Source organism: Sneathiella glossodoripedis JCM 23214 (assembly GCF_000616095.1).
In the GTDB taxonomy this organism is placed as follows: Bacteria; Pseudomonadota; Alphaproteobacteria; order Sneathiellales; family Sneathiellaceae; genus Sneathiella; species Sneathiella glossodoripedis.
The window spans coordinates 345,869-364,066 of the sequence record NZ_BAMS01000002.1 but is presented as its reverse complement, the minus strand read 5'-3'; the positions used below and the strand labels follow the sequence as shown (position 1 = coordinate 364,066).

The 18,198-nt window shown below is 45.2% G+C and carries 23 protein-coding genes and 2 pseudogenes; 15 read left to right on the top strand and 10 right to left on the bottom strand.

Translation table 11 applies throughout. The annotated features are described in order from the left end of the window. The first annotated feature begins 61 nt into the window (after positions 1-61). Together JCM23214_RS09895 and JCM23214_RS09890 are read left to right on the top strand one after the other, a co-directional pair. On the top strand, positions 62-940 hold the full coding sequence (locus JCM23214_RS09895) for an SDR family oxidoreductase (protein ID WP_025898812.1): 879 nt from the start codon (positions 62-64) through the stop codon (positions 938-940). 28 nt (positions 941-968) lie between these two features. Beyond that, positions 969-2,132 carry an acyl-CoA dehydrogenase family protein gene (locus tag JCM23214_RS09890; protein ID WP_025898811.1) on the top strand — a complete coding sequence of 388 codons (1,164 nt, stop codon included), beginning with the start codon at positions 969-971 and terminating at the stop codon, positions 2,130-2,132. Positions 2,133-2,139: 7 nt separating this feature from the next. On the opposite strand, the gene JCM23214_RS09885 is transcribed toward JCM23214_RS09890, so the two are convergent. From JCM23214_RS09885 to JCM23214_RS09850, 8 genes and pseudogenes are all read right to left on the bottom strand, one after another. Further along, positions 2,140-4,644 carry a hybrid sensor histidine kinase/response regulator gene (locus tag JCM23214_RS09885; RefSeq protein WP_051548119.1) on the bottom strand — a complete coding sequence of 835 codons (2,505 nt, stop codon included), beginning with the start codon at positions 4,642-4,644 and terminating at the stop codon, positions 2,140-2,142. A gap of 19 nt (positions 4,645-4,663) precedes the next feature. Further along, a complete protein-coding gene (flhB, locus tag JCM23214_RS20130; protein ID WP_037493229.1) occupies positions 4,664-5,728 on the bottom strand; it encodes a flagellar biosynthesis protein FlhB in 1,065 nt (354 codons plus the stop codon). A gap of 4 nt (positions 5,729-5,732) precedes the next feature. After that, positions 5,733-6,494, bottom strand: a complete 762-nt coding sequence (gene fliR / locus JCM23214_RS09875) for a flagellar biosynthetic protein FliR (RefSeq protein WP_025898809.1) — start codon at positions 6,492-6,494, stop codon at positions 5,733-5,735. Between the two features lie 13 nt (positions 6,495-6,507). Further along, entirely contained in the window at positions 6,508-6,771 is a 264-nt protein-coding gene (gene fliQ, locus JCM23214_RS09870) for a flagellar biosynthesis protein FliQ (RefSeq protein WP_025898808.1), read from the bottom strand. Between the two features lie 32 nt (positions 6,772-6,803). Further along, positions 6,804-7,133, bottom strand: coding sequence for a flagellar hook-basal body complex protein FliE (gene fliE / locus JCM23214_RS09865; protein WP_025898807.1), 330 nt, complete (start codon positions 7,131-7,133; stop codon positions 6,804-6,806). Between the two features lie 25 nt (positions 7,134-7,158). Further along, positions 7,159-7,565: pseudogene (gene flgC / locus JCM23214_RS20125) on the bottom strand (flagellar basal body rod protein FlgC). Positions 7,566-7,576: 11 nt separating this feature from the next. Continuing rightward, positions 7,577-7,981 (bottom strand): flagellar basal body rod protein FlgB, encoded by a 405-nt coding sequence (flgB, locus tag JCM23214_RS09855; protein WP_025898806.1) that lies wholly within the window; start codon positions 7,979-7,981, stop codon positions 7,577-7,579. Between the two features lie 172 nt (positions 7,982-8,153). Further along, on the bottom strand, positions 8,154-8,720 hold the full coding sequence (locus JCM23214_RS09850; RefSeq protein ID WP_025898805.1) for a DJ-1/PfpI family protein: 567 nt from the start codon (positions 8,718-8,720) through the stop codon (positions 8,154-8,156). A 605-nt stretch (positions 8,721-9,325) separates the two neighbouring features. Here JCM23214_RS09850 and JCM23214_RS09845 point away from each other — a divergent pair. The 8 genes and pseudogenes from JCM23214_RS09845 (at position 9,326) to JCM23214_RS09810 (ending at position 13,109) form a co-directional block, all read left to right on the top strand. Beyond that, positions 9,326-9,655, top strand: a complete 330-nt coding sequence (locus tag JCM23214_RS09845) for an EscU/YscU/HrcU family type III secretion system export apparatus switch protein (protein WP_025898804.1) — start codon at positions 9,326-9,328, stop codon at positions 9,653-9,655. Continuing rightward, entirely contained in the window at positions 9,645-9,920 is a 276-nt protein-coding gene (locus tag JCM23214_RS09840; protein ID WP_025898803.1) for a hypothetical protein, read from the top strand. Before JCM23214_RS09845 ends, JCM23214_RS09840 begins: the two co-directional genes overlap by 11 nt. Positions 9,921-9,985: 65 nt before the next feature. After that, entirely contained in the window at positions 9,986-10,384 is a 399-nt protein-coding gene (locus tag JCM23214_RS20120) for a flagellar biosynthetic protein FliO (protein ID WP_025898802.1), read from the top strand. Between the two features lie 14 nt (positions 10,385-10,398). Then, positions 10,399-11,183 (top strand): annotated as a pseudogene (gene fliP, locus JCM23214_RS26655) (flagellar type III secretion system pore protein FliP). Beyond that, positions 11,180-11,668 carry an EndoU domain-containing protein gene (locus JCM23214_RS22425; protein ID WP_025898801.1) on the top strand — a complete coding sequence of 163 codons (489 nt, stop codon included), beginning with the start codon at positions 11,180-11,182 and terminating at the stop codon, positions 11,666-11,668. Before fliP ends, JCM23214_RS22425 begins: the two are co-directional and overlap by 4 nt. Before the next feature lie 13 nt (positions 11,669-11,681). After that, complete coding sequence (locus JCM23214_RS09820) at positions 11,682-11,954, top strand: hypothetical protein (protein ID WP_025898800.1); 273 nt, start codon at positions 11,682-11,684, stop codon at positions 11,952-11,954. Between the two features lie 61 nt (positions 11,955-12,015). Continuing rightward, positions 12,016-12,609, top strand: a complete 594-nt coding sequence (locus tag JCM23214_RS09815; protein WP_025898799.1) for a LysE family translocator — start codon at positions 12,016-12,018, stop codon at positions 12,607-12,609. A gap of 107 nt (positions 12,610-12,716) precedes the next feature. Beyond that, entirely contained in the window at positions 12,717-13,109 is a 393-nt protein-coding gene (locus JCM23214_RS09810) for a flagellar basal body rod protein FlgC (protein WP_025898798.1), read from the top strand. 18 nt (positions 13,110-13,127) lie between these two features. Here the strand turns inward: JCM23214_RS09810 and JCM23214_RS09805 are convergent, their stop codons facing one another. After that, positions 13,128-14,093 (bottom strand): NAD(P)H-dependent flavin oxidoreductase, encoded by a 966-nt coding sequence (locus JCM23214_RS09805; protein ID WP_025898797.1) that lies wholly within the window; start codon positions 14,091-14,093, stop codon positions 13,128-13,130. A 128-nt stretch (positions 14,094-14,221) separates the two neighbouring features. Here JCM23214_RS09805 and JCM23214_RS09800 point away from each other — a divergent pair, with 128 nt between their 5' ends. Genes JCM23214_RS09800 through JCM23214_RS09780 form a run of 5 tightly spaced genes read left to right on the top strand, consistent with a single transcriptional unit; the run spans position 14,222 to position 17,885 of the window. Beyond that, positions 14,222-14,818, top strand: coding sequence for a TetR/AcrR family transcriptional regulator (locus JCM23214_RS09800; protein WP_025898796.1), 597 nt, complete (start codon positions 14,222-14,224; stop codon positions 14,816-14,818). A 16-nt stretch (positions 14,819-14,834) separates the two neighbouring features. Further along, positions 14,835-15,725 carry a phosphatase PAP2 family protein gene (locus JCM23214_RS09795; RefSeq protein ID WP_025898795.1) on the top strand — a complete coding sequence of 297 codons (891 nt, stop codon included), beginning with the start codon at positions 14,835-14,837 and terminating at the stop codon, positions 15,723-15,725. Positions 15,726-15,738: 13 nt separating this feature from the next. Then, positions 15,739-16,467, top strand: coding sequence for an SDR family oxidoreductase (locus JCM23214_RS09790; protein ID WP_025898794.1), 729 nt, complete (start codon positions 15,739-15,741; stop codon positions 16,465-16,467). Positions 16,468-16,506: 39 nt separating this feature from the next. Then, on the top strand, positions 16,507-17,130 hold the full coding sequence (locus JCM23214_RS09785; protein ID WP_025898793.1) for a 2-hydroxychromene-2-carboxylate isomerase: 624 nt from the start codon (positions 16,507-16,509) through the stop codon (positions 17,128-17,130). Next, positions 17,127-17,885, top strand: coding sequence for a VOC family protein (locus JCM23214_RS09780; protein WP_025898792.1), 759 nt, complete (start codon positions 17,127-17,129; stop codon positions 17,883-17,885). Before JCM23214_RS09785 ends, JCM23214_RS09780 begins: the two co-directional genes overlap by 4 nt. An 8-nt stretch (positions 17,886-17,893) precedes the next feature. On the opposite strand, the gene JCM23214_RS23470 is transcribed toward JCM23214_RS09780, so the two are convergent. Next, the gene (locus JCM23214_RS23470; protein ID WP_159104334.1) at positions 17,894-18,058 is read right to left on the bottom strand and encodes a hypothetical protein; all 165 of its coding nucleotides are present in this window, start codon (positions 18,056-18,058) and stop codon (positions 17,894-17,896) included. Positions 18,059-18,198 lie beyond the last annotated feature (140 nt).

The following is an 18,198-nucleotide window of genomic DNA, read 5'->3' as shown; positions in this document are numbered from 1 at the left end:
TGAATTCATGTGATAAACTTGAAATCATGTTGCAAAAAACAACAAGAAGCGAGTTTAACACATGCCCTACATGTCCGTGTTCAAAGATGACCTTTTTAAAGATCAGATCGTTCTGGTGACAGGAGGTGGCAGCGGTATCGGTCGCTGCATTGCTCATGAACTCTCTGCGCTCGGCGCCCAGATAATCATCAGTGGTCGCTCTCAGGATAAATTGGACAAAGTTGTCTCTGAAATCACGGAAGATGGCGGCATTGCTCATAGCTATTCATTTGATATTAGGAATGAAGACGCTGTGAAAAATGCTGTAAGCCAGATGATTTTAGAAGTAGGCCCGGTTTCACATCTGGTGAATAATGCTGGTGGGCAATTCGCCGCACGCCTTGAAGACATCAGTGTCAATGGCTGGGAGGCTGTTGTAAAAAACAATCTGACAGGCGGTTTTTTGGTGGCGCGAGAAATCCTCAAGCAATCCATGAAAGAAACCGGCGGCTCCATCGTCAATATTGTTGCGGACTTCTGGAATTCCATGCCCAACATGGGGCATTCTGGTGCCGCACGTGCAGGCATGGTCAACTTTACAAAGACCGCAGCCCTTGAGTGGGCTCATTATGGCGTGCGGGTTAATGCTGTTGCCCCGGGGATAATTGCCTCCTCCGGGCTTGATACCTATGACGATGCGCATAAAAAAACCATCCTGAGCCGTGCGCAGAAAATGCCGACAAAACGTCTGGGCACGGAATCAGAAATTTCCGCAGCCGTCGCTTTTTTACTATGCCCAGCAGCATCCTTCATAAGCGGAGAGACACTTCGCGTAGATGGCGCAGTCCCCAATTCGACTATCAACTATGAAGTCCCCGATCATAACAGACTTCCAGCCTATGAAGGATTTCACAGAATTGATGATTCCGATTTCATCAAAAAACTAAAACAGCAGGCTTGAGCGGACAGTAGGCTTGGGGGGAACACCAATGAAACTCACACATGAGCATAATCAGATCACACAAACCACAAACCGCATCATTAACGAACACATAAACCCGTATATTGATGAATGGGAAGCGGTTGCTATTTACCCGGCACACAAGGTTATGAAAATTTTCGGGGATGCCGGGCTTTTGGGAATTGGGAAACCAGCCGAATATGGCGGAATGGAGTTGGATTTTTCATACGAGATGGTTTTTTCCGAAGCCCTTGGAAATATCAGGGGTAATGGTGTTTCCACCTCCATTGGCGTGCAAACGACAATGTGCACCCCCGCCCTCACCAAATATGGAAGTGACGAGCTGAAACAGGACTTTCTTGCGCCTACCATTGCCGGCGACATGGTAGGGTGTGTTGGTATTAGTGAAAATTCTGCTGGATCCGACGTCGCGGCCATTAAGACCACCGCCAAACGTGATGGCAGCGATTACATTATCAACGGCTCTAAAATGTGGATTACCAACGGTGTTCAAGGGGATTGGATTTGCCTGCTTTGCAACACTTCGGATGATAGAAATATCCACCGGAATAAATCTTTGATCATAGTGCCCTTAAAAAGCAAAGGCGTGAGCGTTTCCAGAAAACTCGACAAGCTCGGACTGGTAAGTTCTGATACGGCCGAGCTGTTTTTTGACAATGTACGAGTTCCGCTGCGCAATCTGATTGGTGAAGAAGGAAAAGGTTTCACTTATCAGATGGAACAATTTCAAGAAGAAAGATTATTTGCAGTTGCACGTGGATTGCGAGTTCTTGAAGTAATCATTGAAGAGACAATTGAATACACGGATCAACGGAAAGTTTTTGGCTCTTCCATTTTGAGCAATCAGGCTGTCTATCACAAGCTGGCCTCCCTGTCGGCAGAGGTGGAAGCATTACGCTCTCTTCTATACCAGGCGACAGAATTATATCTGGACGGTACTGATGTCACCAAACTGGCGTCGATGGGAAAATATTTAATCGGTAAACTTGCGGTGATAGTTCCCAACGAGTGTCTTCAATTTTGGGGTGGTCAGGGAATAATGAATGAAAATTACATATCCCGGGCCTTGCGAGACTTACGTGTGACCTCAATTGGCGGCGGTGCAAACGAGATCATGCTGGAAATCATAGCTAAATATATGCAAATTCACCCGGGCAAGAAACACAAATGAGGCCGCCTCATGCGACCTCTGTACTCATTACTTCCTTCACTTTCTCGGCTATTTCCTTTAGCGAAAATGGTTTGGGTAAAAATTCGATTTTATCAATGTCAAAATCGAGATCGCGCCGGAATGCATCCTCGGCATAGCCTGAAATAAAAATTACCCTCAGATCCGGTTTGTCCTTGGTAATGTTTTTAACCAAGGTCGGTCCATCCATGTTAGGCATGACAACATCAGTGATCAGCAAATCGATGGTTCCTTCATACTTGCTAACCACGTCGAGAGCGGTTTCCCCGCAATCAGCCTGGAGGACTTCATAGCCTTTATTTTGGAGTGCCCTGGCCGCAAACATACGAACCGGATCTTCATCTTCGACCAGCAATACAGTTCCGATACCCGACAAATCCTTATGAACCCGCTGCGGTTCCGCCCCCGTAGAATCTGCGATCTGTTCAACTTCAGAAAATTTGGGCAAGAAAATCTCGAAAGTAGTGCCCCGGTCTTCGTTATTTTTAACGAAAATAAAGCCACCTGTTTGCTTGATGATGCCGTAAACAGTACTCAAGCCCAGTCCGGTTCCCTCACCCACCTTCTTGGTTGTAAAAAACGGATCAAAAACCTTGGCAATTACTTCATCGGGAATTCCGGTACCTGTATCTGTGACCAGCAGACGAATATATTCCCCCTCCGGTACCAGTTCATGTGCATCAACTCCACGGGTTCGCACCACATAATTCTCAGTACGAAACGAAAGCCGACCATTGCCTGACATGGCGTCACGGGCATTCACAGCCAGGTTTATGATAACCTGCTCAAACTGACTTTGGTCCACTTTGACCAGCCATAGATCACGGGCATGTTTGATTTCCAACTCAATAGTCTCACCGATCAGTCGCCGCAGCAAATTGGATAGTTCTGCCAGAACTTCGGTTAGATCAGTAACTTTTGGACGCAATGTCTGCTGACGTGAAAAAGCCAACAACTGACGTACAAGCCCTGCCGCACGGTTGGCATTTTGCTTGATCTGACTAATATCCGAATAGGATTGATCTCCGACCTGATGACGCAGCAACAGCAGATCGCAAAACCCGATCATCGCTGTCAGCAGGTTATTGAAGTCATGAGCGATACCACCTGCCAATTGACCGACGGCCTGCATTTTCTGACTTTGCGCAAACTGGACTTCCAACTGCCTTTGCGCAGATGTATCAATAATATGGATCAGCATACTGTCAGCAGAACCATCTGGCCCTTCAACTGCGCTGATGTAGAAATTCGCAATTCTTTCGCCACCGATCAACTTCATCTCTACGGGTGTCGGAGATAAATCACTTGCAGATGCCCTTGCCAATTTTTCGTTCAGCTCAGGACGGTCAGCCTCAATCACAAGCTGAGAGACATGCTGTCCGATAGCGCTATCGACAACTGTTTCCGTCAAAACGCGAAATGCTGGATTTCCCTCCACGACAATTCCGTTTGCGTCCAACAACACAATTCCAATTGGCGCAGCTTCAAAAAAGCGCCGAAAATGTTGCTCAGCACTTTCTACCCTCTCCCGCCAGAGTTGCTCTTGCAACAACTCGCGAACGACGCTTCTGGATCCAATAACTTCACCGTTTTCATCATGGACAATTGTCTGCGTGACATGCACGGGTAAGATGGTTCCATCCCGTCGGCAAAGCTGAACCTCGCCTTCGTAGCGGTGGCTGTCTTCACCCATACTGTCCATAAGACTAAGCTGACGGTCATCACCCTTTATGACCAAATCAGAGAAAGCAATGTTACCCTCTGCAAGTTCCCGCTGATGATAACCCAGCCACTCAGCAAAAATTCGGTTTACAAACTGGACCCGTCCGCGGCTATCAAGCGAGTAAAATCCGACAGGGGCGTTATTAAAATATTCCGATAATTTTTCCCGCTCACTCCGTTCAACTTCTTCAATTTTATGCTGAACTGTAGTCTCTGCCACGTACCAGATAATGCAGTCAGGTATCGCCTTTATCGTATGAGCTAAAATCGACAACCAACGTCCATCACTGGTTTTGATTTCAACGCGCATGTCAATTTTATCACCACGTTTGGCAGCATTGCTTAATGCTTTTAACTGCTCTCTTGCGGCGATGTTATTATTCATCACCTCGAGCAGGGTTTGCCCCCTTTGACGCTTATCGAGGCGCAACACATCAAAGTATGAGTCATTGGCCATAATGAACTCACCATCCTTGGTGGTCATTAATCGCCCTTCAGGTGACGAAGACACAAATTCTGCAACCAGATCAAGTTCGCCGCTTGCAGCTCTGCGCAATCCATAAAATATCAAATACCAAAGGCCAAGGCCCATTGCCGCCAGAACCATAACACTTAGGATTGTGATATTAACCAGACTAAGCTCTCGGCCCAATAGGGCAGCAATGACAATCAGGGTGGCGACAAGGAAATAGGCGGCAGCAAGTTGCCGTGCATCTACTCCCAGAAAAAACCGGCGATCCCTTCCCCGCTCCGGACGCTTGCCTGACCCCATTCTGATACCCTCTATTACGTTACTTCTTCTTTAGCCGCATTACATAGCCGATAATTTCTGCGACGGCACGATAATGTTCAAACGGAATTTCCTGTTCCAACTCACAAGACGCATAAAGTGCTCTTGCAAGGGGAGGATTTTCAACGATAGGTATTTCATTTTCGTTAGCAATTTCACGAATTTTCAAAGCAATATTGTCCATGCCCATCGCCAGAACCATTGGCGCACCGTCAACTTCCTGATCATATTTGAGTGCGACTGCATAATGGGTCGGGTTTGTAACCACCACATCAGCGGCAGGTACTGCCTGCATCATCCTTTGACGCGATCTTTGCATCCGTAATGCCCGCAGACGAGACTTGATCATCGGGTCGCCTTCAGACTGCTTGTTCTCGTCCTTGATTTCCTGCTTCGTCATACGAAGCTCTTTAGCGTGGTTATAGCGCTGGTACATGTAGTCGAGGCCAGCGATAACAGCCATTACCGAAGCAACACCCAGCAACAGGCTTAATATCTGTTGCTGGACAAGCGATAACACCCCGATCATATCGTAGGTCATCACCATTTGAAGTTCATCCATTTCAGGTGCAACGAACAGAAAGGCAATCGATCCCACCAATACCAGCTTCAATATTCCTTTGATGAATTCGGCAAAAGATTTTAGCGAAAACAGACGTTTAACGCCTCCAAACAACGAAATTTTATTAAGGCTGGGTTTAATTTTCTCAAAGGTAAAAACAGGTCTGTGCTGAATGATCGCACCTGTCAGGCCAAACAGCATTAAAATGCCAAGCACAGGCGCCAAAACTGCAACAACAGCGAAACCCAGATCCTGAAATATGTCCCTTAGCTGGAATGAATCTACAGGGATGTTATGGGGCTGCTCGATAAACTTGAACAAATCAAAAGTCAGACCTTTTCCAAGACCGGCAATAAACACGACTATCACCAGGGAAATACCCATGGTCATGAACCAGTGGCCCAATTCCTGCGATTTCGCGACCTGACCTTTTTTATGAGCATCCTCCAGCTTTTTCTGGGTCGGCTCCTCGGTCTTTTGTGCATCATCCTGATCTTCGGCCATTCAGCTAATTCCCAAGAAACTGCATTAAAGTTTCTTCGTAGTAGTTAATAAACCAGAGCACACTGGCACCTGCTGTCACCGCAAAGATGGCAAATGCCAATAACATCTGCAGCGGCATGGCCACAAAGAAAATCTGAACCTGTGGCATCAATCTGTTTATAAGACCAACTCCAATATAAAACGTTAATCCGTAAACCAAAAATGGGGCGGAAATCTGAAATCCCAGTTTAAAACTGCCGGTTACAAAACCGGTTACCAGCTCAGCCAAATCTCCGAATGGTGGAAGCTTTCCCACTTCAAAAATTCGATAGCTGGCATAAGTGCCCTCAATAAACAGGTGATGCAAATCAGTGACGAATATCATCGTCATAGCCATTAATGTCAGAAAGCTACTGGTTACCGCGCCTTGAGTCATTTGAGCAGGGTCAAAAAACTGTGCAGCGGCCAAACCCGCCTGTTGTGCAATAATAGTTCCGCCAATATGCATTGCACTCACTGCCATTCGAAGTGCGCCGCCGATTATCAACCCGATAATAATCTCTCCGCTCAGCAGTAAAAACAATTCAATTACAGAAACCGGTTGTGGGGGTAGCCTGTCGACAACAAATTGTGTGACAAGAAATGTTACTGCTAATGCCAATGAAAGCCTCACTCTTGGTGAAACAAACCCCTCTCCAATCCCCGGAACTGTAAGAAACATTGTCCCGATACGTGCGAAAACCAACAGAAATGCAAAGACATTGGTTGTGAGATATTCCTCAAGCATTCGGGCCAATCCGCTATAACGCAGAGATACGCTGACTAATCAAATCCATCAGATCAATCATTGCAGAAATCATAAAGGGAAAGAAAACGATCAGGGATAAAAAGATTGCCAGAATTTTTGGAACGAATGCCAGTGTCATTTCCTGAATTTGCGTTAAGGCCTGTATAAGAGCGACAACTAAACCAACACCCAATGCAACCAGCATTACTGGCGATGCCACCTGGAGCAATACCCAAATCGCTTCCCGCGCCACGTCCACTACATCTGTTGGTGTCATACCCCACCCCTGGTCAGATAAATATCAGACCACTAGATTGGCATTTTAATGATGTCTTGATAAGCCTGAATTACACGATCACGCACTGAAACCACAGTTTCAAGTGTTACTTCTGCACTACTAACCGCTGTTACAATATCAACAAGACCAGCTTCGCCGGTCAAAGATTGAAGAGAGGTCTTTTCTGATTCAAGACCCTGAGCGATGGCGTCTTCACCTGCTTCACTCAGCAGTTCGGAAAAACTTGGCCCGGTTTTAACTTCATCAACGCCAACAGTTGTACCACTGCCCTTGGATTCCGCTGCCTGCTCAAGCGCCTTAGTGTAGGCCTGCGTTGCTGAAATAGGTGACGTATCAACCATTCATCTCTCTCCTCATACGAACAGACTATCGCAGAATATCAAGTGTCTGAGCAACCATTCGTTTTGAAGCCTCGATGGTTTTAAGATTAGCCTGATAGGACCGCTGTGTTTCTTTCATATCCATCAGTTCAACCAAAGAGTTCACATTCGGCGTTTTAACATAGCATCTTCATCCGCCGCCGGATGGCTGGGATCAAATTTCATCCCAAATTCAGATTTATCTTCCGTAATTTTATCAACCTCCACTTTTTTAGCGTTCATTTCGCGATCTAAAGTGTTCTTAAACGTAACAATTTTACGGCGATAGGGATCTTCATCCGCTGTGCGGCCAACACTATCCTTATTTGCCAGATTTTCTGAAATGACGCGCATACGCTCACCCTGAGCCTTCATGCCCGCTGCTGCCATTTTAATTGATTTCAGAAGATCCATTCCAATTGCTCCTAGTTACCGCGACCAAGCGCAGTCTTCAGAAGACCAATCTGCTTTTTGTACAAAGAAGTCGTCATCTGGTATTGAATTTGCGTATCAGCAAGCTTCATCATCTGCTCTTCAAGAACGACAGCGTTGCCCGCAGGGGTCACTTCGTAAGGAGTTTTGTCTTCCTTAGCCCGAAACTCACCCTTCTTTTCATTAATGATATGCCCCTCGCTGGTTTTAGCGAGATTCATTGTCACTTCTGATGGGCGCTTTACCATATCCTTGAATTTTTGTGGCTTCAGATCACTGGCTTGATAGCCAGGTGTATCAGAGTTGGCAATATTCTGGGACAGCACTGACTGACGCTGTGAAAGCCATTTCATGCGTTCAGTCAAAGCCGATAATAATGGGATATTTTTCAAACTCATTAATGTCTCACAGGATCCGCCACAGTTTTTCGTATGGTCAGACTAGTTAAAATTGGTAAACAAATCGTAAATTTCTTCTTAATTTACTCTCGTAACGGTTTCCCGAATTCCAAAAAAAAATGCCCCCGGAAACCGGAGGCATTTTAATGAAATCTTGTTGTTTTGAAAAGCTTTATGCGGCTTCCCAAGCTTCTGGCTCGTAACTCTGAATGCAGGAGACGAATTTTTCGACAACGGCCAGAATGTTGTTGCTGCCAGTTACGAGCATATCGTCAACATTTAACTCACCTTCAACGATATCTGCGTCTTTTGCTTTAACATCTTCAGCGATTCCTTCAACGGCAACGACACTGCGATGTTCAAGCAGATCATCAACCGCAATCACTTTCACAGCTTCTTCGAACAAGGCGACAGGCTTATTGTCTTCCATGAACCCTCTCATAAAGCGGGCAGTTTGAGGATCAGATGCCAATCTTTGAACATGACGGCTACCGCCTGGAATGATTACCGCATCAAAATGGTGCGACATTGAGGTTGGCAAATGGGCATTGGCAGGAAAGAAATGGCCCCAACCATTGTTATGCCAGCTATTCACTACACCTTTTTCTGGAGAAACGATTTTCACTTCTGCACCGGTTTCAACTAGTGTTTTGTGCAAGTCAGTCATATGTGACTCTTCAAAACCATTCGCTACAAGAATTGCAATCTTTTTACCGTTCAGTGTGTTCTCCAACTGCATAGTGACATCTTCCTTTCAATTTTCAGTCGCACATTTACAAAGCGCCTGATCTACCAATATCGAGACAAAAACTTTCAACCGCACATGGGCTGCGCTCTTCGCGGGCAACCTGTCTGGCGAGAAATTAATTAAAATTGTCTGCTGCTAACAATGAGATGACAATCTCATTACCGACTGAAAACAGCCCTGCATCCAAGGCACCGGACGATCGTTACGCCCTTATCAGCGAGCGGAACATAATCATTCCCTAAACGACTTGCAAGCCCGAAATTTATTTCTTTTTATTCAGCAGGAATTCCCTGTTCAGAATTTACTTATAAAATCGCTATTATCCGCTCAAATTCCCCTCCGCATTGCGCATCCGAAGCATCGGAAAAAACTGTTTCTCTAAGGTTTATTGTGAACTGCTGCCACCGCATGCACAATATTTCAACAACCAATTTTCATCTAAATATAGTACCCAAAGTGACAATCACGCAACATGTAGGATATTGAGTTTCCCCTAATCGCTAAAATGTGATTATAGTTAATTTATTATCTGTATTGTTGGTCAACAGTGACTTACATGTATGTAAATGCGCAGAGTATTGGAGAGCGACCGCTGAATGGCAGACCCGGATTTGAATAAACAGGATAAGAATCCAATCGCTGTTGCGCTTTCCCACGAAAAAGGTTCATCCAGGGCACCAATTGTGACGGCCAGTGGGCGCGGAGAACTGGCCGAACAAATCCTGAAAATCGCTTTTGAAAATGGCGTGAAGGTTCGCGAGGATGCCGATCTCGCGCAAATTCTGACACAAATTGAGGTGGACAGTCCGATCCCCCTAGAAGCCTTCGCAGCGGTTTCTGAAATTATGGCATATCTGTACAAGGCACAGAATGACAGCCAGCCACCAACCGAGTTTGAAGTAACGGAAAACAGTAATGAAGAGTAAAGACCTATTGGACGAAATCCAATCCATGAAAGGTGCATTGAGCGAAAGCCTGACCCGTGCCCAACAAGGTGAAGAGGTAGATATTTCCCGCCTGCCAGATCGTCTGATGCTACTTCATACGGAAGTTCAAAAACTCGAAGGAAAGGATCAAGAGCAACTCACTAAAGGATTGGAGGATTTGTTGGATCTGCTCGACGAGCTTTCCAAAGAAATTCACAAAAAATATGAAGATGTAAGCCGGCAGATTAAAATGCTGGACGGCTAAGCTCGTTGAACATTATGATTTTGAAACTTTCATCTGACTTTTAACGATTGGATAGCTTTACAGGTATGGATACCTTCCTTTATGCAAAATATCTGGTTGTACTTCTCTTTGTTCTGGGTTTAATCGGCCTCATTTCATACGGAATAAGAAAGTTGGGCTTTGCTCCGCTCGCCGAAAAACCAAAATCGGGCAAGAAAAGACTGGCAATTTCGCAATCAATCGGCCTTGATTCAAAAAGACGTCTCGTTCTTGTTCGCCGGGATGATAAAGAACATCTTATTTTGATCGGCCCCAATTCCGACGTAGTTATTGAAACTGATATTGATGCTAAGAGGGCTTCCCCAAAATCTCAAAAAGCAACAGATGAGGCCGATAGTGCAGATGATGTTGCTCAACCTCAACCCAATTCAGAACCTCGACTTCCCTCGTTAAAACCAGTAGCAATCAAAGGGTCAGAGCAATGATTTTTGCCGACCGCATGAGAAAAGCGCTCAAAACCAACAGAAGTTTCAGGTGGTCGCTCGCGTTCACTATCCTTCTGGGTTCTGTGGTATTTCTTTTGCCGCCTGAGGCACTCGCGCAAACCCTGAGCCTTGATCTGGGAGATTCTGCGGGACCACTCACGGGTCGCATCGTTCAGATTGTCGTGTTAATGACTGTTCTCAGTCTGGCACCCGCTATCCTCATAGTTACCACATCTTTCACGCGGCTGATTGTTGTTCTCTCCCTGCTGCGAAGTGCGCTTGGCATTCAAACGACCCCGCCAAATGTGGTTATCATTTCACTAGCCTCTTTTTGACGGGCTTTATCATGGCACCAACGTTTGAGGCGGCATACGACAATGGAATACTTCCGCTGATCAATGAGGAAATTGATGAAGTAACTGCCTTTGAGCGAACCGCCCTTCCCTTTAGAGACTTCATGCTCAAACATGCGCGAGAGAAAGATGTTTCACTCTTTTTGGATTTGAGTGCGTCTGAAGAAGTCGAGTCACCGGAGGAAATTCCGCTGAAGGTTTTGGTACCGGCTTTTATGATAAGCGAATTGAAACGAGCGTTTGAGATCGGTTTCCTGCTGTTTGTCCCATTTTTGGTAATTGATATGGTTGTAGCTTCTATCCTGATGTCCATGGGTATGATGATGTTGCCGCCAGTCATGATCGCCCTTCCCTTCAAGCTTATATTCTTTGTGATGGTGGATGGATGGAATTTGGTTGCAAAAAGCCTGGTCGAAAGCTTTGTGTCAGGAGCACCCCCTTCTTGAAGAAACCAAGCCTTCTTCGGCTCTTATGGCTATTATTTTTCATAGGCTGTGCAAGCCCTTCAGTTTCAGCCGGCCCCCAATCCTGGTCTCAAACAACTCCTCAGATAAACCTGAAACACATTTTCGAAGGGGAAATAAATCGTTTTGGCAAACCCACGGGACTGCACCATATTAAAAACAATCTGAAAACGGCTCGAATTCATGAAATTCTGTCGCCGGAAAATAAATTTGGAATTTATACTGCGATTGTGGAAATTTATGATGCAGAGAGCAAAAGCTGGAAACAGAAATTTTCCAGCATGTTTCCTGATCGATACTCGCAGGAAGAGGTTTTATCTGTAATTTTACATGCACTCGAAAACGCGTCGCAAAAACAACCGGGAAAATGGCGTAGCAGTTCCGGCAGGGGTTATGAAATAGAAGGGTACAGACTGAAGAACATGAAAATTATTACTGCCTATCCTATATATGTAAAAACCAACTAGCAGATCATATAACATGACCAGTTCCGCCAATATCGAAAGAGAGCTCAACGAATTTTTACAAACTGAAATTCAGGGTGATTTGGTCCTGGCTGAAAAAATATTGTCAACTCTGGCACATATGAAACCAGAACCTTACGAATTTAACGGTAATGCGTATTGCCTGCTTGTGAATGGGGAACGGTTTTCCCTAACTCATCAATTTGAAGAAGATTTTTTACTTGAAGGCGATACGGCGCAACTTCGTACTCAGCTCAAGGATTGGGCCCACAGTATCCGGGCATTCTAGGATAATTGACACTAACCGATAATTAGGTCATCTTCACTGACATATCTTCGGAGTACCCCCCATGTCAGTTGCCTTTACAGCTCTTCTTTCTTATTCCTTCATCAACTCGGTAACACCCGGGCCCAATAACATTATGCTGGCCTCATCTGGTGTAAATTTCGGGTTCAAGCGAACAATCCCGCATTTTTTGGGAGTATATTTAGGCTTTCTGTTCATGCTGACCATAGTCTGTTTCGGACTAGGCGAAATATTCACCCGTTTTCCTCAAATCCAGCCAATCCTGAAATATGCAGGAAGTGGCTACCTGTTATATCTTGCCTGGCGCATTTACAAATCTTCGAGCATTTCCGATGCCAAGGTTGGCAAACCTTTGACCTTCTTTGAGGCGGCATTATTTCAGTATATAAATCCAAAAGCATGGATATTGGCTGGAACGATACCTTCCGCTTTTGTACTTGATGGTCAAATCTCACATTTGGATATCCTTTATCTGGTCGGTGGACACGCCCTTGTCAGCTTGCCAGCCATATTATTCTGGGTCATTGCAGGTACACAATTACGCAGATTGCTTTCAACGCCCCGAACATTAATGATTTTCAATAGCGTAATGGCCTTGCTGCTGGTAGCCACCGTTGGAATGATTTTAATAAATTAACGTCCCCGCATTTTAACATTTGCTTAACTATTTTCTCCTATAAAGAGCATATTCGTAATCATATTTTCGTATAAAGTTTATCTAAAATTTTATACATTGGAGATAAAATGTCTTCGATCATTGGAAATGCATTGGCAGGAATGAATGCTGCCACCCGCCGAATTGATGCGGGTGCCAGTAACATTGCAAATGTAAATACAGTAGGGAAAGTTGGGGGCAGTGGATCCGAAGCGGCCTATACACCCGTTGATGCGGTTCAGGTTTCAGGACCTGCGGGCGGCCCAGAAGTTCATATCAAACCACGTGATCCCGCGACAAGCCTATCTTACCAACCCTCACATCCACACGCGTCAAATGACGGTTTGGTCGAAAGCCCCAACGTGGATTTGGCTACAGAACTTGTAAACAATAAGATTGCTCAACACACATACGAAGCCAATATCAAATCGATTATTACCTGGGACGAAATGCAGGCGACATTGCTGGATATTAAATCCTGATACCGCCTGCCAGTTGTTCTAAGACGCCAAAAGTCTCGAGCGAGCAGCCTCATACTCCGCTTTAAGACGGGCAACCATTTCGCCCGCAGTTGGTATCTCCTTAACAGCGCCAATACCTTGGCCGCATCCCCAAATATCTTTCCAAGCCTTGGCTTTGGAACTTCCACCAGATCCAAAATTCATTTTGCTAGGGTCACTTTCAGGAAGGTTGTCCGGATCCATCCCAGCGTTAATGATTGAAGGTTTCAGATAATTTCCATGGATGCCTGTAAACAGGTTTGTGTAAATGATGTCATCTGCACCACAATCAACAATGCCCTGTTTATAGGCCAGATCTGCGTTCGCTTCCTTAGTCGCGATAAAGGCTGATCCCACATAGGCCAGGTCTGCGCCCATCGCCTGCGCAGCAAGAACGGCATCCCCAGTTGCAATTGAGCCCCCAAGCAGCAACAGGCCGTCAAACCATTCTCTGATTTCCTGAATAAGTGCAATTGGTGACAACGTCCCCGCATGTCCACCTGCCCCAGTTGCTACAGCAATGATACCATCGGCCCCTTTTTCAATGGCTTTCTTTGCAAAGCGATTATTTATCACGTCATGAATAACGATGCCGCCAGCATCATGCATCGCATCATTTACCGCCTCCACAGCGCCAAGTGACGTAATCGTAATGGGAACCTTGTATTTTGCACACATTTCAACATCGTGCATCAGTCGATCATTTGACTTGTGTACAATCTGGTTTACGGCAAAAGGCGCAGCCGGAGCATCCGGATTTTCCTGATTGTATCGATCAAGTTCTTCGGTGATTTTTTTTAACCACTCTTCAAGCACTTCTGCAGGGCGGGCGTTCAATGCGGGAAAGGAACCCACAATCCCAGCCTTGCATTGTGCAATCACCAGATCAGGGTTTGAAATGATAAATAATGGCGACCCAACGACGGGAACAGACAAGCGATTTTGGAGCATTGCTGGCAATGTCACGGTATATTCTCCTAACAGGATGTGTTGTTTTTATACAGTTAAAATTAGACACTTCACAAGTGGACATATGTCCGTATAATACATAACCGGACATATGTCCATATAATTCCTGAGTAAAGAGGTTATACGTGCCCAGAAGTGATGCTGTTCAAAACCGTCAACAGATAATGGAAGCGTTTCACAAAGCGACGCGACGTAAAGTCACTCGCCTGCCTACAATGTCAGAAATTGTGAAACTCTCCGGTCTGGGCCGTGGCACTGTGTACCGGCATTTCCCGGACCCAGGCACCCTCGCCTTTTCATTTATGTCGACCGGTTATGAAGCGCTGTTTGCACAAACCCGTGAAAGCTTACAAAAAGCCGGCACCGTCATGGAAACTAGAGATGCCCTTGAAGATCACCTGTATCGGTACCGTGCTTATAACAAGGAAAACCTTAATCTGCTGACAGCACCGGAAGTTGTCACTTCTTCTGGCTGTGATCTTGCGCAAACCAGCCAGCGCCAATGTGTACGCCGAGCTTTACGCGACATGGCCGGGATTGGAAAAACCAGCCCGGAACCTCTTGAAACAGCAACGGATTTAATCGCCCGTTGTGGAGATCCCCTCCACCTAAGCTCAGTCGGTCTTTCGCAGGATGGTGAAGATCATCTAGCCAATTCAGCAATTAAACTGGCGATGGAGATCGCCGATCATGTTACCCTGCAACTCAGACGTACAACATAACCAAAATGGAAAATGAATGTTTGAGCAACTCGTCGCCATTGATATTGAAGCCCTAAAGCTGTTTGCCAGCATTCGCAACCCGGTTTTGGATGTTATTTTCCGGATCGCTACTGAATTGGGCCATGAAACCTTTCTTCTTATGTTTGGTGCCTTCGGATACTGGTTTTTGGATAAAAATATATTCAGACGAGCAATCCTGATGCTCCTTGTAAGTGCCTTGGCCAACTCCATCCTAAAAGAATACTTTGCCCTGCCCCGCCCAACAGTCACCGCAACCTACACAGCTGAGGGATATTCTTTTCCATCGGGTCATGCACAGGCCGCAGCCGCTTTTTGGGGATGGCTTGCATTTGAAATCAGAAAACATCACAAATGGGCAATTGCCCTTGTCTGCGTTTCGCTACTGGTTGCCCTCAGCCGCCCATACCTAGGGGTTCATCATTTTCATGATATAACTGTTGGCCTATTACTGGGCTATTTACAGGTTCTTGTTGGAACCCGATTATTTTCAGTTGGAAAAATACAACCCTATTTCTGGCGCTGGACAAGTGCACTTCTTGTATCAATTGGGGTTACTGTCATCTGCGCATCCTATTTCACGCATCCAGAGATGAAAAAACTGGCCTTGATTGTGGCGGCTTTTCTGACAGCTCTGCTACTGGGAACTTTGTATGAGCAGCAATTTATAAATTTTGAACCACCTCGAACCATTTTGGGATGCATTTTAACTCTCGTAATCGGGCTCGTTATCCTGCTCCTCGTCTGGAGGGGGCTCAAACCTGTTTTTTCACTCACAGGGTTCGAAGGTTATACCGCTGATTACATCCGCTATCTTTTAACCGGATTTTGGCTGTCAACGGGGATGCCATTTGTAATCAATCGTTATCTAAACAAGAAAAATAATTGATAGAGGTGATCAAATGACAAACGGTAAAGTTGCTCTGATAATTGGTGCTGGTGACGCGACAGGTGGTGCCATCGCCAAAAAATTTGCATCTGAAGGCTACATAACCGCTTGTGTTCGCCGCAACGCAGATAAGTTGCAGTCATTGGTCGCTGAAATCACCGCCAAAGGCGGAAATGCAATTGCTTATGGTTGTGATGCCCGGCAGGAAGATGAAGTTACACAACTTGTCGAACAGATTGAGAAAAACGTCGGCTCAATAGAAGTTATGGTGTTCAATATTGGGGCCAATGTCCCCTCCAGCCTGTTAGAGGAAACCAGCCGTAAATATCGAAAAATCTGGGAGATGGGTTGTTTTTCAGCTTTCCTATGTGCCCGCGAAGTTGCTTTGCGCATGGTTCAACGCAATCGCGGCACTATGATATTCACAGGTGCTACCGCTAGCTTGCGCGGCGGTAAAAATTTCGCTGCATTCGCAGGCTCCAAACACGCCCTGAAAGCACTGGCTCAATCTTCAGCACGTGAACTGGCTCCTAAAGGAATTCATGTGGCACATGTTGTTATTGATGGCGCCATAGATACCGACTTCATAAAAAGTAACTTCCCGGATCGTTACGCCCTTAAAAGCAAAGACGGCATTTTAAATCCGGACCATATCGCTGAAAATTACTGGCACCTGCATCAACAACCAAAAGATGCTTGGACATTTGAACTTGATCTGCGACCATGGATTGAAAATTGGTAATATATTTGAATAAAAAATAACAATAAAGGGAGAATACCGATGACCATTAGTGCACAATTGCATATTGATGTAGCGAGCCCCAACATCTATTTCTGTCACAAACTCATCCCCCAAATTGAACAGCGAACTGGCGTTACTTTTGAATATTTCCCCGTCCTTCTTGGTGGCATTTTCAAACTGACCAACAATCAGGCACCCTTTCTCACCTACAAAGGTGTGAAAAACAAAAATGAATATAGAACCCTCGAAATGCAGCGGTTTATTCGCGATCACAATATGACAGATTATAGAATGAACAGTCATTTTCCGATTAATACAGTCATGGCAATGCGCGGTGCCATCGTTGCAGAGGAAGATGGTTTTCTAATCGAATATTTTGACGCTATTTTGGGGGATATGTGGGAGCGGTCCTTAAAACTCGACGATCCTGACGTTTTTTATCAAGCTTTGAAATCTCATGGCTTTGATGCCGATAAAATTACATCTCGTATTCAGGATACCGATATCAAGCAAAAACTGCTGGAAAATACAACAGCTTCAGTGGAGCGTGGTACCTTTGGTTGCCCTACCATTTTCATTAATGACGAAATATTTTTCGGTAAAGAAACTCTGCCTGCTGTCGAGCAGGAAATCCATAGGCAACTTGAACTGGCCTCCTCATGACAGACAAGAAATATACAAGGCTTCGTCAAATCTGCGTGGCAACCCTTGATCTTGAACGCGATACAAACATTTTTTCCAATATTCTGGATGTACGTCCCTGCCACAGATCGTCGCTCAATGAGTTTGGGCTGGAAAACAGCATGTTTGCCCTTGGTGGAAGCTTTATCGAGCTTGTTGCCCCGACACGCGACAACACCGCTGTCCATCGATTTTTATCATCGTCCAAAGGGTTAGGTGGCTACATGGCCATCTTTGATTGTGAAAATACCAACAGATATAGAAATTCAGCACAAAACATGGGTATTCGGGTCATTGTTGATCAACAAAGAGAAAAAGCGGACCTGCTTCAGTTAAACCCGAAAGACACTGGCGTCACGATGCTTGAATTTGATCATCACAAGAATGGATTGGATCGTTTTTCAGAATACGATTGGGCTGGCGACAATTGGCAAGAAAACCTGCAACGCGATATCGAAATCACTGCTATTGAAATGGCTTGCGATCATCCAATAGACAAATGTTCTCAATGGCAGAATTTATTCAATGTCCAACAAAGCAATTCGGACACTTCAATCAGTCTTGATTATGGAGTTATTCACTTCACCAAACGCAGCACAGGCTCAAAAGACTATTTCAAGGCAGCAACACTTAAAACGGATGAAAAATTTAGATATATGAAGAATGCCAAGTCTCAACCAGTCGAGCAAACACCGAATGGGTTCAAACTGTGCGGGGTTGAGTGGATTCTGAGTTAAAGAGCTACTTACTGATATTGAAACGCTGAGTCTGACGCGTAAATCAGGCTTGGATCCACTTGCTGTTCAATCACAAAAAAAGCCTGAACTTGGTAGGCGATCGCAAACACTGCCATCAAAGCTACCAGCATCAAAGCTTTATCAATATTCAAAAATTTGACAGCTTTTTTCACCTGTCATCCTCGCTATAATTGAAGCGACTAATGATTGACAGAATTTCCTCAACAAACCCTTAACGAATGCTTCTAATTTTATCAATTTTATAAATTGAAATGGGTAAACATCCACCGTTTCATAATTTAGCAGTTTAATA

Bases quoted from the DNA above. Each gene is read 5' to 3' on its own strand.
- JCM23214_RS09895 (WP_025898812.1), top strand. From the start codon at position 62: ATGCCCTACATGTCCGTGTTCAAAGATGACCTTTTTAAAGATCAGATC.
- JCM23214_RS09890 (WP_025898811.1), top strand. From the start codon at position 969: ATGAAACTCACACATGAGCATAATCAGATCACACAAACCACAAACCGC.
- JCM23214_RS09885 (WP_051548119.1), bottom strand. From the start codon at position 4,644: ATGGGGTCAGGCAAGCGTCCGGAGCGGGGAAGGGATCGCCGGTTTTTT.
- flhB (WP_037493229.1), bottom strand. From the start codon at position 5,728: ATGGCCGAAGATCAGGATGATGCACAAAAGACCGAGGAGCCGACCCAG.
- fliR (WP_025898809.1), bottom strand. From the start codon at position 6,494: ATGCTTGAGGAATATCTCACAACCAATGTCTTTGCATTTCTGTTGGTT.
- fliQ (WP_025898808.1), bottom strand. From the start codon at position 6,771: ATGACACCAACAGATGTAGTGGACGTGGCGCGGGAAGCGATTTGGGTA.
- fliE (WP_025898807.1), bottom strand. From the start codon at position 7,133: ATGGTTGATACGTCACCTATTTCAGCAACGCAGGCCTACACTAAGGCG.
- flgB (WP_025898806.1), bottom strand. From the start codon at position 7,981: ATGAGTTTGAAAAATATCCCATTATTATCGGCTTTGACTGAACGCATG.
- JCM23214_RS09850 (WP_025898805.1), bottom strand. From the start codon at position 8,720: ATGCAGTTGGAGAACACACTGAACGGTAAAAAGATTGCAATTCTTGTA.
- JCM23214_RS09845 (WP_025898804.1), top strand. From the start codon at position 9,326: ATGGCAGACCCGGATTTGAATAAACAGGATAAGAATCCAATCGCTGTT.
- JCM23214_RS09840 (WP_025898803.1), top strand. From the start codon at position 9,645: ATGAAGAGTAAAGACCTATTGGACGAAATCCAATCCATGAAAGGTGCA.
- JCM23214_RS20120 (WP_025898802.1), top strand. From the start codon at position 9,986: ATGGATACCTTCCTTTATGCAAAATATCTGGTTGTACTTCTCTTTGTT.
- JCM23214_RS09820 (WP_025898800.1), top strand. From the start codon at position 11,682: ATGACCAGTTCCGCCAATATCGAAAGAGAGCTCAACGAATTTTTACAA.
- JCM23214_RS09815 (WP_025898799.1), top strand. From the start codon at position 12,016: ATGTCAGTTGCCTTTACAGCTCTTCTTTCTTATTCCTTCATCAACTCG.
- JCM23214_RS09810 (WP_025898798.1), top strand. From the start codon at position 12,717: ATGTCTTCGATCATTGGAAATGCATTGGCAGGAATGAATGCTGCCACC.
- JCM23214_RS09795 (WP_025898795.1), top strand. From the start codon at position 14,835: ATGTTTGAGCAACTCGTCGCCATTGATATTGAAGCCCTAAAGCTGTTT.
- JCM23214_RS09790 (WP_025898794.1), top strand. From the start codon at position 15,739: ATGACAAACGGTAAAGTTGCTCTGATAATTGGTGCTGGTGACGCGACA.
- JCM23214_RS09785 (WP_025898793.1), top strand. From the start codon at position 16,507: ATGACCATTAGTGCACAATTGCATATTGATGTAGCGAGCCCCAACATC.
- JCM23214_RS09780 (WP_025898792.1), top strand. From the start codon at position 17,127: ATGACAGACAAGAAATATACAAGGCTTCGTCAAATCTGCGTGGCAACC.